A 12,075-nucleotide genomic window follows, 5' to 3' on the forward strand; every position below is an offset into this window, starting at 1 on the left:
TCTCCCTTTGGGCGAGGTTTAAAAGCACCTACTCTGCGTTGCTCGAACTTACAATAGAATAACTATTGCTTCATTCGAACGCCTTGATTAGGTGATTTTAAACCTCGCTGAGCGATCAATTGTTAGGATGGATTGGTATAACTATCACATCTTCCAAGGTTTCAGTGGGATATGAATTTTGCTGTCGCTAAACCATTTAATTTCAAGAGGTTCGCCGGCATCAGCAATGGTTTCATCACTCACATCTTTGCCTGTGCCCATATTAACTTGAGCTCCGGGATTTTTATTCACGTTTAGAATCATCACCAAACGACTACCTTTTTTAATAAGTTTCGAGGTCATAGTACTATTAACAATGGGAATAATGGTTTTTTGATTGGCTGTGAGTAACTGTCGTTGACTCATATCTCGCGCATAACTAGCGCGGCTAATATATCGAGATAACGCAAATGTCTCACCATTTTCTTTTAGTTCGTAAAACTTAAAGCCGATATCCAAATCTTTCTTGTTGATTGCCAAAGCAAAATGCCCAGTAATTGAACCTGTTAATTCTTGGGAGCTTTGAAACTCTTCAGTTACAAAAACTAGACCATTGGGTTCGTTCAATTCCTTTTTAATAACTTGCCACTCTTGGGCATTGTGCTGGGTTTGTCGGTCACTCATATCAACCGATTGAGAAATATAATCGGTAGCCTCTTGCGGTTGTGTGGTCAGGAGATAATGTTTGTTGTCATCCTGTTTTGCCCCTAAATAATAGGTTACCCCTTGTTGATTGAGTTCAGTCAATGACGGTTTATGTTGCCAAGTATTACTCCCCATCAATTGATAATTAACCTTGTCTTTTACCAGTTTGGGTTTAGGTTTGTTGAATAACACGTGATCAAACCATTCAAAAGTCATTTCCTGCGTGTCTTTTTCTAACGCCACTTCATCTAATTTATAGTTACTATGATAAGAACGCGGAATACCTTGAGCTGTGCCGTGATTATAAGGACCAATCAGAAGGGCGTGATCTGCATTCTGATTGTACTGGTTATGCTGATTGAAAAAATACGCAGCAGAAATAGAAGCGCCAAAATAGCCAGTAATACTCAACACTGGAATATTGATGTTTTTAAAGTCTTGTTGATAAGGCAGCATGTTTTGATAATAACTATCGTAACTCGAATGACTTAACCATTTTTGAAACCAAGGGTTGGGAGTGCCTTCTACTTTATCAATGTCTCTAAAAGCACGGCCAGTTTCGAATAACTCATCATAGGTTTTTCGCCAGTGTTGCCAGTCGTTGTAAACTGAATGATCCATGGTTTTATTGTTAGTGACATGGAATGCCCATTGATAGTTAGGAGTGATAAAAATATTGTTTTCAACGGGCAAGCCAACAAAAGGATGGGCGGCTTCTATTGGAACAATAGTTTTTAGAGCCGGATGCATATGTTTTGCTGCGGCCCACTGGGTAAAACCCAAATAACTGCCACCATACATCACCACATTACCATCACTCCACGACTGTTTTGAAACCCAATCAATCACCGCAGTTGCATCTTCTCCGTCACGCTCCCAAGGAATGATCTTATCAGGACTTTTGGCTTTACCACGGGTATTAGCACTGACTCCAACATAGCCATGAGCGGCCGCATGCATTGCCTGTTTAATTTCCCATTTTTCGTCAGCATAAATTGTAAATTGCATGGCGCTTGCTCTTTTTTGCGTATCACCTCGTTTTCTTACCACTAGAGCAGAGATACTCGCGCCATCCGGGGTTTTGATTAACACATCAGTATCGACCACATAACGTTTGTTTTCTTCTGCAGCTATCATAGGCACCACAATTGGCAATACGCTTTGATAGGTTTTATAAAGTTGATAGTTAGAAATTAAGTCGATTGCTTGATAAACATTTAGGGTGTCGTTTTGCTGATAGTTTTTGAATAAGTGCAACATATAGTCCTGCCCCATAGGCAAGGACCAACCCATAGTCGAACTGGTTTTGTACAACTGTTCGTCTGAAATACTTTGCATCAAATGGGTAAATATTTTCGTTATTTGTTGTTCTAGGGTGGCGTTTGAAGACCCACTAGTTTGTTGTGCTTGGGTATAAAGTAAATGATGATAAAAGTTGATTGGATATTTCTGCGTCTCAATCAATTTTATAGTTTTATTATGCTGCTCGAGTATTGAACTTAGGGAAATACCCTCTTGTGCCGTCAATTCTGATGGATGGGTGGCGTCTATTTTTAGAGCAAGTGCCTTGAGTTGTTGTTTAAATTCATTTGATTGCAGTAAATCAATCGCCTGCTGTTTGCTCTGAACTTTGTGTGCTAGTAGCGCTTTTGGCGTCGCAAATTTGTGAGATTGCACGGGGTTTTCCTGTGCGCTAACAATCATAGGAATAAAAAGTACTATGCCCAAAATGTAATACTTGATCACTATGCTCACCCAAAGGCTGTATTTTGAAAATGCCATATAAAATTTTCCTGTAGTCATTGGTTAGTTTGTGCGGCTAACGATAGTTTGAAGGGGTAATGAAGTAGTGATAAATCCGTGATGAGTTGTGACTTTTGGTGACCGCTTTATATCAATGTGTTATTTTTCCGTGACTTAGCTAAATTTTTTGGAATCAGATGCGTTGGCAAATTGAAGGGTTTGTGTTTTGTGAAAAACAACAAACTTTAAAATTCGAGCAAGAAATATCGCAACTCGAGCCTATGGTGGTTGAGTTGCTCGCTTATTTTTGCCGACATACTGATGAAATAGTTAATCGAGAACAGCTCATTGAAAAGGTGTGGCGAGGACGTATCATTACCGATAATGCTGTCACTAAAGTCATCAATAAGTTGCGAAAAAATCTCAATGACGATCCAAGAAAGCCGCGCTTTATCGCCACATTTCCTAAAAAAGGTTACAGGTTTATAGCCTCTGTCTCTGAATTGCCTGAAGCTTCTTCTGGGGCGTTATTAAAAATTTCCTCACCACCGACAAATCCGGCCACACAACAAAACCATCCTCCTGTCATTTCAAAAGCTAGATTTGCTGTCGCGGCAACATTGTTGACAGTAATTATTGTGACAACAATGATCTGGATAACATTTGGGGCAATGCAAGAAAAGAAACAACGGCCGATTACCGCAGTTAAGGCGTTAACCCGCACCGCGGGAAATGATGCTTGGCCACAAGTTTCTCCCGACGGCAATTACCTTACTTATATGGAATTCACCGAAAAAAGAATTCACTTATGGATAAAGTCTTTAGTAGACGAAAAAACCATCGAAATTACGCATGATGATGATGATGATGATGAAGCCTTAGGCGTTGGTCCTGCTGCCTGGAATAGCGATGGTAGCAAACTGGTTTATCTAGTCGCATCATCCACTTCTTGCCAATACTATTTGCGTGAAATCAATGGGTTAACCCTTGGCGAAGCAAAATTGATCCACAATTGCCCCGCTGGAAGTTACGGTAGAATTAGCTTTACCCACGATGACAATAAGGTGATTTACACCGAATCAGATGGCACGCCTTATACTCTGTTCGAAATGAATTTAAGCACGGGTGCCAAACGTCGCCTAAATCAACCACAACAATTTGTTGCTGGCAATAACCAATTTGACCTTCACCCAACACAAAATAAACTGTTAATTTCTTCCCCTGATAAACAACAGTGGGAGGGCTATTACTCTCTAGACTTAGACACTGATGAATTAACCCTATTATTTAAACAAGATGCCTTCATTTGCTGCGGAATATGGGACCACAGCGGAGAACGAGTGGTGTTAATGGGAGAGCATCCTGCATATCAAATAGTCAGTTATGACCAAACAGGCAAAGACAGGCAGGTTGTCTATTCTGGAAGTCAACAACTGCGCACTCCACTAAGACACATTAACGGCAAAGACTACATGTTTATTGCCGGCTACGTGAATCAAAACGCCCTATTTTATGACATTGAAAAACAAACAGAGGTGTTTGTCGCCAACACCTCTGTAGACGATAGACTCGCGGTTTTTTCACACCACAACCAACAAATTGCCTTTGTTGGTTTAAGCACTGGAAGTGAAGAAATTTGGCTTACCGATACCCAAGGAAAGCACCTCACTAAACTCAGTAATTTTAATGATAGTCGCCATATCATCGACTTGTTATGGTCATACAACGGCAACTATTTGTTAGGCTTGGGCCTTAATCAGATTTATTTAATTGACACGAAAACTGGCCATTCAGAACCCCTAAAGATCCCACAAATAGAGATGCGTGGTGTATCTTGGAAAAATGATCACGTTTTTGCCTATAGCACTGAAACTGAAAAAGGTTGGCGGGTGAATTATTATGACATTAACACTCATCAGGTTAGCTATGAAGACGAAAAGTGGGCATTCATCCAATACTCTGCCGATCCAGATGACCTGTTATGGCAACATCAAAACGGCGAGCTATTCTTTTCATCTGAACAAGAACCAATAAACAATGAAGAACTGAAGCAATTGAGCCTAGTGGCTGGCCGCCACTTCAAGTTGAAAAAAAATGGGACTAAGTGGGCCTGGCAAAACGTTGTGAATGGAAAACGTTATTTAATGCTCAAAGAGAGTTTACAACAACCCGCTACAAAACTATTTGAGGTAGACAGTTATCATTTTGACTTCTCTAAACGAGGGTTACTTTATCATACCACTGATAGCTTGCAGGCCGATATATACCAAACAATTGCAGATGAGTAATCTTAGCTAACACCCAATTTGGTGCCCCGTAAAAACACCAAAACTCAGTGTTAGAGAACCCCTTCTAATCTCTGAGTTTTCACAAATAGATCTAACACCTCATAGTTTTTTGGACTAGGCTCAAGATTATTCAAAGACATGGACGGCAGCGAATATGGACACGACTATTTCTCGCTTGGCTTTAGTGATTTCTCACTTGGCTTTTGTAATATTTTTTACTGTTTCAGTTTTTTCCTCTGAAAAACAGCCCAATACTACTGCAAACGCAACGAACCATCTCAAACAGCAACTAGCAACCTCTTACCATAACGACATAGTAGTTAAACATTATTGGATCAGTGAAAAATTAGACGGCATTCGCGCTCGCTGGAATGGTTCGGCACTGGTTACTCGCAACAATAATGTTATTCACAGCCCTACTTGGTTTACTAAAGATTTTCCATCACAAGTTATAGACGGTGAGTTATGGTTGGCCCGCGATAGCTTTGAAAAAACAGCGTCTATTGTTTTACGCGACGCACCAACTGATGATTGGAAAAACATCAAATTCATGTTGTTCGATTTGCCTGAGCATAGCGGTACTTTTACCCAAAGATTAACTGCACTGTATGCGGTAGCCGATACTATTGCCAGCCCCAACGTAAAGGTGATCCCACAATTTAAACTAGACACTCATCAACAACTCACCGACAAGTTAGACTTTTTAGTGGCCAATGGCGCCGAAGGTCTGATGTTACATCATCAAAAAGCGTATTATGAAGACGGTAGAAGCAACAGTTTACTCAAACTAAAAAAACACCAAGACGCCGAAGCGACAGTGATTGCCCATCTTCCAGGGAAAGGTAAATATCAAGGTTTGTTAGGTTCTATGTTGGTAGAGCTAGACTCTGGCATACAATTTAAAATCGGCTCTGGCTTTTCTGACATACAACGACAAAACCCACCTCCAGTAGACTCAGTCATCACATTTAAATATTACGGACTGACCGCAAAAGGCATTCCGCGTTTTGCGAGCTTCTTGCGGGTTAAACCTGCAATGAATCCTCAATCACAGTGATAAAAATTGGCGGACTGATTAGCGCGACAAGTAACCTGAGGTCGGGTTAAGACGTGCCGCGTCCTATGAAGTAAATCCTATAAAAACAATAGGTTACAATCTTATCATTTATCTAGCCGCCAATTTAATGCATCCAGTGCTGGTATTATTGTGTTTATCAAGGCGAGCTTGTGAAGCAATAGCCAGCTATTGAGAGCAAGTTCAACAAAGATAGGCGCAATAATAGCGGTGCTGGACGGTATGGCTTATCCCGAGTTCAGGTTAAGTAAGGGATATGTTACTAAAAACACCGCTGGACTTAAACGTGCTATTTACCGAGATTGGCTGAAAAGCGCTGCCACTGTTGTTTCAGCCACAAAACACTAACGCTAGGTTACACCATGATTTTTCTTAAATTTTCTGACCTTAGCACGCATATTTTTCATTGGTGAAGAGGTATTAAATTGGATCATTTTTCCTAGTGTGTATTTTTCATACCAAGCTAGACCATACAGCTGGTAGTCGCTCAATGAGTCTATAAGAGATAAAACTTCATTGACTGTTCGTTTAAATTCGGATAGTAAATCGCCATAGCTCCAATCACGGTATTCGTAGTGAAAACTCTGCGCTAATTTACCTAATTCATTCCATTTATAACCGCTTTCTGGAAAGTCTACAGGCTGGTTTGTTGAGGATAGGCGGTACCACTTAATAACTAGCTTCCCCCAACCGATTAAATAAGCAAGTGTGTCACTCACACTGATTTCAGTTCCCTTAACGTTTCCTTCTATCCCCAGAGTTCTAGATAAATTGGTGGGAATATCTTCATAGTCTACAAGGATTTTGTCAAAGACCTGCTGAATAGCGAGTTGCAACTCGTGCTTATTAGTAGGGACTGATGCCACAAACCACTCCAATCAAATGCCGCTGACAATAACCGTAAATCATAAACGTGCTACCACTAATTGTGAATGGCCGGATATCGACGCTAAGCTTGTTAGGCAATTTTTCGAGCTTTAATGGCATAAACTAGTGGCACCTGCTGGCCTTTGTGTAACATTTGATATCCCTTGCCAGCAACATACTCAAGGTCTTCAAAGCAATCATAGGGGCTAAATGCATACTCGCCATAATGCTCGATACTTAAGCCTGCTAAAATTAACGCATTGATTACCTCATTTAATGAGTGCGCCCAAGTTAGTATGGTTGATTTAGTACCATCGCAGTTTTCTGTGTACGTCCCTTCTTCTTCAATATCAGGTTCATTTCGTGGGAAATAGCAGTAACCACTTAGTAAGTCGTTGAAGGGATGAAACTCCACAAGGTGGAACTCTCCGCCCAACACAAGTGATTTGGCAATAGTATTTGCCCATTTATTTAGATTGGGAAGCCAGCACAGTGCTCCATATGAGGTAAATACAATATCGAATGTTTGTGTATTTTGATGACCAAACTGATACACATCGTTGGCAATAAAATTAGCCTGCAATCCTAGCAGCGACTTCAGTTTATTTGCCTGTTCTATCGCCGCTGGAGATAAATCAACGCCAGTCACCTTAGCGCCTAGTCTAGCCCATGACAACGTATCCAAACCAAAGTGACATTGCAGGTGTAATAATTTTTTGCCCTCAACATTACCCACTTGCTCAAGTTCAATGGTATTAAGTGACGACTTTCCAGCTTTAAAGGCTTCAACATCATAAAACTTTGATCCCACATGAACCTGTGTTCGCTTATCCCAAGCTTCCTTGTTAATTTTCAAATAATCCATTTTGGCTCCTACTTATTAATAACGGTGACTTAGTAAACAAACCTTACCAAAGTTTTAAATTAGAGTTTTTAGGGAGTATTTTTAATAAACCTTGATTGCCTTTTACGCCATAAACTAAAAATACTATGCCCATAATGAAAATGGATATACACATGGCCGGCGATTCTACTTCGTTATATGCCATAACTGGCGACAAAACGACAAAGAGCAAACCTACAATAATTCCTAACAGTCTTATAACCATGATTTCCTTCTGTTTGTGTGTACCAATCTAAGCAGAAATTGGCGAAGTTTATATTTACGCTGCAGTGGTCACTTTAATTTACAGAGTTTAAACACGTCTTTATATACTGTTTCCACTATTTAGTATTAATGACGTGAGCTGCATAAAACTTGATATCTTGAATAAGGCCAACGTTATGACTCTAAACACTTTATCAGCCTAGCTGATTTTCTAATAAGCAATGGCAACAGCTGCCATCGATAGGCACTTTCATCACCTTTAATCCTTAGGACCTTACCCTAAAAGGTACTCCGCGTTTTATGAGTGTTCTACTGTTCGTACCCAAATCAAAATGACTAATACTAACCCGCTAAAAAACGTAACAAGCTCCTTGGGAGAAACCAAGGAGCTTGTTACATTGATGGTATCCAGTCTATCCCTAAACCATTTACTAGGCTTATTACTGGGCTTAGGCCACTAATCTAGTTGGCTCTACGCTTTAAGCTGATCACCAATGGGTAACTGCCTGATACGCTTGCCACATGCAGCAAAAATGGCGTTACACAAAGCCGGGGCATAAACAGGAGTGGCAGGCTCACCCACACCCGCCGGAGGTGCATCGCTGGGGATAATTTCCACCTCTATTTCTAATGGCGAATCACTCATGCGAGGAACACGGTAGTCGTGAAAGTTACTTTGCTGAACGCGACCTTTATCAAATGTAATGCCTTCGCTAATAGCGGCGGTAATGCCATAGATAGAGCCACCTTGTACTTGGTTAATCACGGTATCGGTATTAACAACTGTTCCGGCATCAATACTGACCCAAGACTTAATAATTTTCAGTTCGCCGCTATCTGACACTTCTACTTCAACCACAGTAGCCACATAGGTTAAAAAGCTTCTATGGGCTGCGATCCCCAAACCTCGCCCTTTAGGAAGTTTCCTACCCCATTGACTCATGTCGGCAACTTTTTCAATAACATGGCGCAGCCTGCCAATATCTAACGGGTAAGTGGCTTTATCGCCACCGTAGTTATCGTATTGTGCATGTTGCTCGGTCACATCCACAATACGATCAGGGCCAATGGTTTCCAGTAAATAGTCTTTTTGATCTCGGCCGGCTTTATGCGCGGCTTCAGCAATAAATGACTGAATAGCAAATGCGTGAAAAATATTGGATACCGAACGCATCCAGCCAATGCGGGTTTTTCCGGGCGCGGCACCGTTTTCCAACTTCATATTGGGGGTGTTAATGGGATTATCTGTAAAGCCTAAACGTAACTCGAAGCTACCAGGCACGGTCGCGCCTTCTTGAAAGGTTGAAGTAATGGGAGAAAACGCAGTGCGGTGCAAATAAGCTTCGATGGCGCCATTTTTATCTAGCGACGCTTCAATGTGTTGAGCCGATACCCCGTGGTAGAAACTATGCTGTATATCGTCTTCACGAGTCCATTGAACACGAATAGCCTGTCCGGTTTTCATTGAAATATAAGCCGCTTCTGCTGAGAAGTCGGGCTTTGACTTACGTCCAAAACCGCCACCTAACATAGTAACGTGAACGTTAATTTTCTCTTTTGGCATGCCTACCATCGCAGCCACAGTGTCCATATCGGCCTGAGGGTTTTGGGTTGCCGCCCACACGTCTACGCGATCTTTTTGATACATTGCGGTTGCGCAAGGTGGCTCCATAGGTGCTTGGGCTAAATGAGGAGCATAATAATCTGCCACCAGCTTATCACTGGCTTTGGCAAGGATACTCTTGGCATCTCCTATTTCACGCACCGACGACTGTGGTGATGAAACAGTGGCGAGTAAGCTCGCCTTAAACGTTTCTGAATTGTAATCAGCATTTTTTCCATCATCCCAAGTTACCGCCAATGCTCGGCGACCCTGTATGGCTGCCCAGGTATTTTTGGCAACAATAGCAATACCGCCTTTAGGCTGAAATAAAGGTGTGCCTTGTGATGCGGGGATCTCTATTACATCAATCACGCCATTTGTTGCTTTGGCGGCTTTTGCATCAAAACTTTTGACCTTTCCGCCCACTACAGGGGGGCGCACAATGACCGCAATAAGTGCTTTAGGTTCTAATACATCTGCAGCAAACGTCGCTTTCCCCTTCACTATGTCTTTGAGATCGATATGTTCCATGGCGGTATTGATATAACGCCATTCACTGCGTTTTTTAAGGGAAATTTTATCTAGCGCAGGCGGCGTAATGCTCAAGGCATCATTTACCAATTCGGCATAAGTCAGGGTTTTTCCTGAGCTATGGGTAACGAGGTGCTGCTCTGCAGAACAAGCGTCAATAGGCACATTCCAACGTGTCGCGGCGGCTTGTCGCATAAGGTAACGAACGCTGGCGCCCATCTCACGTAAACGTTGCATATTGTAGCGAATACTGCGGGAACCATCGGTGTTTTGATCTCCATACTTAGGATCACCCTTGCCCTGTATCACCACAATTTTGTCCCAACTGGCTTCCATTTCATCGGCCACAATTTGCGCCAGCGCGGTACGGATCTGTTGCCCCATTTCAGAGCGGTGACAGGTAATTTCAACTATGCCATCAGGGCGTAGGGCAACAAATAAATTGGCTGCTTTTGCGGTCTCTGATGATTTGGCAAGTACCCCTGCCATTGCTCTAGGGGCAGCGCCAGCAAAGTAGGTACCAAGCACTAAAGCGCCTGCCGCGGCGCTAGACTTTAAAAAACTACGACGAGTTAAATCAAAATATTGGCTCATGCTTTTTCTCCCTCAGTGTCAGGAATATAGTATTCAACACCAGCCATGGTTTTGGCCGCAGATTTAATCGCTTTATGGATCCGAGGGTAAGTGCCGCATCGACAAATATTGCCCGACATACCCTGCACAATTTCTTCATCAGAAGGAGTAGGATTACTTGCTAGTAAACTGGCGGCTTGCATCATTTGACCGCATTGGCAGTAGCCACATTGAGGCACTTTATGCTCTATCCATGCTTGCTGTACAGGATGATCACCGTCTTTACTTAAGCCTTCTATGGTGGTTATTTTACTGCCTGCTACCGCTGAAACCGGCAACACACAAGAACGCTGTGCTACACCGTTAACGTGAACAGTACATGCACCACACTGTGCCATACCACATCCGAATTTAGACCCAGTCAGTTGCAATTCGTCACGTAAATACCAAAGTACGGGGGTAGTAGGATCCCCCGAAAATTCGCGAGTTTCGCCGTTGACAGTAAACGTAATCATAGTTTTATCTCCATTGCCGTAAGTAAACGATAGTCGCACATTTGATTTACGTTGCTTGTTTAAGTTTATAAAAATGAAATGGTCGCTTTACATAAGCAGACTAATGACTCGATAACTACTAGTGACCCTAAAAACGAGTAAGTAGTTTCATTCATGTGAGTCAATAAAATAAAGGATCCGCCCACATTATTCAACACACCAGTCTTGCTGTTTAATCCTAATTAAGGTTTATGCTTTGACTGTGTTTGAGCAGGCAACAAAGGCACGTTGGGGAAAGTTTGCGGGGATTTAGCTTCTTTTTCTAACGCCTCTAAATCTTTAATGATCAGTTGATTACGTTTTTTATCTAGGGTCCCGTCTTTTTTCCATTGCTGTAATTGTTTGTTCACTATCTGTCGGACGGTTCCAGACATGCGTGCTAAAGTGTCGTCAGTTAAACCAGTCACTACATGTTGTTGCTCATCCTCTTTACCGCTGATAAAAAACTTAATTTTATTAATATGCTTTAGAATGATTCGACTTAAGCGCGTGGTGACATTGTGTAATATTAAGCTACTCGCCAACTCTTCTTTTTCGCGCATTTTTTGTGCTAAGTAGGGCATAAACTGTTGATTGAATTCAGGATAGCTCCACAACCACTGGCGCATAGTTTCCAATTTAACCGATAACAAGCGTATTTTTGTTAAAGGCGACACAATCACATCATGGGGCTGGCCATCTAAAAGCACAATCAAATCAAAACAATCACCGGCATAGAGCATATCTAACGTGGCTTCCCTACCCGTTTCGGGATTACATTGTTTAATCTCAACTTGTCCTTCAATGACCACAAAAAAGCGCTCTGTCAATAACGCAGAGTTGAAGTAGTCTCCTTTTTGCCATTCGTTAAGTTGAAATTCTTGTTGAAAATCTTCAATTAACTTTGCCGGTAAATCCGCAAAAAGGTTAGCTTGTTTAACCAGCACAGGGCTAGCTTTGTGAGGTAGATGAGAAATGTTTTTCTCCATTGTATCTGTGAATGTGCTCTGACCTAAGGGTGGTTATTCTAACGCTTTGAGGGCAGATAACCAAACCACTAGAAATCGTTA

9 protein-coding genes are annotated in these 12,075 nt (G+C 41.8%); 2 read left to right on the top strand and 7 right to left on the bottom strand.

The window, feature by feature from the left end; genetic code table 11:
* Window positions 1–144: 144 nt before the first annotated feature.
* A complete protein-coding gene (locus ABJK37_RS16210; protein WP_348356177.1) occupies window positions 145–2,466 on the bottom strand; it encodes a CocE/NonD family hydrolase in 2,322 nt (773 codons plus the stop codon).
* Window positions 2,467–2,624: 158 nt separating this feature from the next.
* Between ABJK37_RS16210 and ABJK37_RS16215 the strand changes: the two genes are divergently transcribed.
* Window positions 2,625–4,715: a winged helix-turn-helix domain-containing protein gene (locus ABJK37_RS16215; protein ID WP_348356179.1), complete on the top strand. Its 2,091-nt coding sequence runs from the start codon at window positions 2,625–2,627 to the stop codon at window positions 4,713–4,715.
* A 154-nt stretch (window positions 4,716–4,869) separates the two neighbouring features.
* Entirely contained in the window at window positions 4,870–5,772 is a 903-nt protein-coding gene (locus tag ABJK37_RS16220) for a DNA ligase (protein WP_348356181.1), read from the top strand.
* A 368-nt stretch (window positions 5,773–6,140) separates the two neighbouring features.
* Here ABJK37_RS16220 and ABJK37_RS16225 read toward each other — a convergent pair whose 3' ends face one another.
* The 6 genes from ABJK37_RS16225 to ABJK37_RS16250 form a co-directional block, all read right to left on the bottom strand.
* Window positions 6,141–6,656, bottom strand: a complete 516-nt coding sequence (locus ABJK37_RS16225; RefSeq protein WP_348356183.1) for a ClbS/DfsB family four-helix bundle protein — start codon at window positions 6,654–6,656, stop codon at window positions 6,141–6,143.
* Window positions 6,657–6,748: 92 nt separating this feature from the next.
* A complete protein-coding gene (locus ABJK37_RS16230) occupies window positions 6,749–7,522 on the bottom strand; it encodes a class I SAM-dependent methyltransferase (protein ID WP_348356184.1) in 774 nt (257 codons plus the stop codon).
* Window positions 7,523–7,565: 43 nt separating this feature from the next.
* Window positions 7,566–7,766 carry a hypothetical protein gene (locus ABJK37_RS16235; RefSeq protein ID WP_348356186.1) on the bottom strand — a complete coding sequence of 67 codons (201 nt, stop codon included), beginning with the start codon at window positions 7,764–7,766 and terminating at the stop codon, window positions 7,566–7,568.
* Window positions 7,767–8,237: 471 nt separating this feature from the next.
* Entirely contained in the window at window positions 8,238–10,493 is a 2,256-nt protein-coding gene (locus tag ABJK37_RS16240) for a molybdopterin cofactor-binding domain-containing protein (RefSeq protein WP_348356188.1), read from the bottom strand.
* Window positions 10,490–10,987 (bottom strand): (2Fe-2S)-binding protein, encoded by a 498-nt coding sequence (locus tag ABJK37_RS16245; RefSeq protein ID WP_348356190.1) that lies wholly within the window; start codon window positions 10,985–10,987, stop codon window positions 10,490–10,492. Before ABJK37_RS16245 ends, ABJK37_RS16240 begins: the two co-directional genes overlap by 4 nt.
* Window positions 10,988–11,208: 221 nt before the next feature.
* Window positions 11,209–11,994, bottom strand: a complete 786-nt coding sequence (locus tag ABJK37_RS16250; protein ID WP_348356192.1) for a Crp/Fnr family transcriptional regulator — start codon at window positions 11,992–11,994, stop codon at window positions 11,209–11,211.
* Window positions 11,995–12,075: the final 81 nt, after the last annotated feature.

This window comes from Paraglaciecola sp., assembly GCF_039964565.1.
In the GTDB taxonomy this organism is placed as follows: domain Bacteria; phylum Pseudomonadota; class Gammaproteobacteria; order Enterobacterales; family Alteromonadaceae; genus Paraglaciecola.

Excerpts from the sequence above, each read along its gene's own strand:
- ABJK37_RS16215 (WP_348356179.1), top strand. The coding sequence starts at position 2,625 with ATGCGTTGGCAAATTGAAGGGTTTGTGTTTTGTGAAAAACAACAAACT.
- ABJK37_RS16220 (WP_348356181.1), top strand. The coding sequence starts at position 4,870 with ATGGACACGACTATTTCTCGCTTGGCTTTAGTGATTTCTCACTTGGCT.
- ABJK37_RS16210 (WP_348356177.1), bottom strand. The coding sequence starts at position 2,466 with ATGGCATTTTCAAAATACAGCCTTTGGGTGAGCATAGTGATCAAGTAT.
- ABJK37_RS16245 (WP_348356190.1), bottom strand. The coding sequence starts at position 10,987 with ATGATTACGTTTACTGTCAACGGCGAAACTCGCGAATTTTCGGGGGAT.
- ABJK37_RS16230 (WP_348356184.1), bottom strand. The coding sequence starts at position 7,522 with ATGGATTATTTGAAAATTAACAAGGAAGCTTGGGATAAGCGAACACAG.
- ABJK37_RS16235 (WP_348356186.1), bottom strand. The coding sequence starts at position 7,766 with ATGGTTATAAGACTGTTAGGAATTATTGTAGGTTTGCTCTTTGTCGTT.
- ABJK37_RS16240 (WP_348356188.1), bottom strand. The coding sequence starts at position 10,493 with ATGAGCCAATATTTTGATTTAACTCGTCGTAGTTTTTTAAAGTCTAGC.
- ABJK37_RS16250 (WP_348356192.1), bottom strand. The coding sequence starts at position 11,994 with ATGGAGAAAAACATTTCTCATCTACCTCACAAAGCTAGCCCTGTGCTG.